Below are 1,964 nucleotides of genomic sequence, written 5' to 3'. Positions count from 1 at the left end.
GGCGACGAGCACCAGCCCGTAAAGAAGGATGCGGCGTCCTCTTGCGCCTATCAACAGGGGGAAATATCGCGAAGGGATCTCTGCATAAAAAAGCGGGCCGATGATAAACCGGCCCGCTTGTTGTTGTGTTCTGTTTGCTTGTTAGAGGGCGCCGTTAAAGCCTTCTCCGAAGTCGGCCGTCAGGGGCTGATCTGTTGGTGCGGTGGGCTTGCCAGTATTGCCGCCATCCACCATCCGCTGGTTCGGGGCGAGGGAGGGGGTGCTGTCCTTCTTCACCGGTGTTTTCGATTTCGGTGCCACCGGCATGAAGCAATCAAACTCACGGTCCCGAAGGCTACCGCAGAGCTGCATCGTCCGAACCTTGTCAGAGAAGCCGCCGATTTTCAGACGATAGAACAGGCCGCCCTTATCCTCACCGAGGTCGATCTCCTGAATAACGGGATCGACACCGCCGAGCAGATCGACATTCTGGGTCTGCACAATCTTCCAGCCTTTTTCTGCATCCGTCTTTTCCTTGTAGGAACCGATCTGCAGGAAGTAGCTGCCGCCATCGGGCTTATAGGCACTAACCTCGCCATTGATGGGCATGTTGCCCGGCACCAGGTTTACTTTCTTAACAGCCGGAGCCGTGTCCGCCGGGAGATTGGCAACGACGGGCTCGCTCTTCTTGGATAAAACCGGGGCTGCTTTCTGATCCAGCGTCCATTCACGGGCCGGGGCAGGTGACTCTGCCTTTGCCATGGTGACCGGTTTCTCAACCGGTTTGCTTTCTTTCTTCACGAAGGTCACCGGCTTTTCGGAGGGTGACGTGGCGTCTTTGGGGTCCATATCCTTCTTCGCGACGGTAACAGGCTTTTCCATCACCGGCGTTGCCTCTTTCTTTACGAAAGTGACAGGCTTTTCTTTTGCCGGTTCATGTTTTTTCATCGCCGTGGTGACGGGCTTTTCGGCGGGCGCCTTAACTTCTTTCGCGGCCAGGACGACCGGCTTTTCTTCCGGTTTTGGTGTCGCCTTCTTGGCAACCACAACCGGAGCGACATCCTTTACCGGTGCCGCTTTCGATGCCGGAGCCTCCGATTTTGCCATCATCATCGGCGCATTCGATGCCGGGACGAGGCTTTTCGGCTCCGTCTGGGACGGAGCTGATTTCTTGGCCGTCGTAGCATTCGTGCTCAGCCGTTCCTCATCCAGGCGGGAAACCAGAATATCCGGATTTTCCGGCAGGCGCGGCATTGTGTCTTTTGCCCGTTCTTCGGCGACCACAGTATCATGGGAGGCCTTCATCTTTTTGATCTGATCATCAAGCGAGGCGACCTGTTCATCCGTATCGCTGTTTAATGCCTCAAAATAAAGCGCATTATTGCGGGCATCCTCCTCAGAGAGGTCCATACGGGAGTATTTCAGCGCCTCACCGGATTTTCCGGCCAGCCCATAGGCAAGCGCCAGGGTCTGGCGATGCTGCGCCGTTGCGCCCGGGGTTTCTGTAACCACCTTCAAAATCGCGATCGCCTGTTCGGTCTTGCCGGAAAGGGCGAGGGAGAGAGCCAGGTTGCTCTTGTGATTGAGGTTATTGGGGTCTGCCTTGACGGCGCGCTGATAATAGCTTTGCGCCTTTTCATGATCCCCTGCCTTGTCGAGCGCGACAGCGAGGCCGCCAAGCGACTTGCTGTCATTATCGTCGATTTGAAGCGCGTTCGTAAAGGACTGGGAGGCGAGATAGGGTTTTTCCATCTGCAGATGGCTGAAGCCAATGCCGTGATGTGCCGCGAGATTGGTTGCATCGAAGGCGAGAACCCGCTGATAAACGGTGATGGCCTCTTGCGGGCGACCGGTTTTTCGGAGAATTTCGCTGATTTTAAGATATGGCGCGGGATCTGTCGGTCGCTGCTTTGCGGCGGTGGCATAAATTCCGAGCGCCGTGGTGGAATCATTTTTCTGCCAGGCGCGCGCTGCCACCCGCATCA

General features: G+C 56.4%; 1 protein-coding gene. It reads right to left on the bottom strand.

The features are described 5' to 3' along the window. Nucleotides 1–141: 141 nt before the first annotated feature. Nucleotides 142–1,964: tetratricopeptide repeat protein (locus P1U71_RS16355; RefSeq protein WP_301106717.1), on the bottom strand; the 1,823-nt coding region annotated here is incomplete at its 5' end.

The organism is Sneathiella sp., from assembly GCF_029233945.1.
Classification (GTDB): domain Bacteria; phylum Pseudomonadota; class Alphaproteobacteria; order Sneathiellales; family Sneathiellaceae; genus Sneathiella.
The sequence above is the reverse complement of the archived record's forward strand: the minus strand, read 5'-3'. Positions and strand labels throughout refer to the sequence as shown.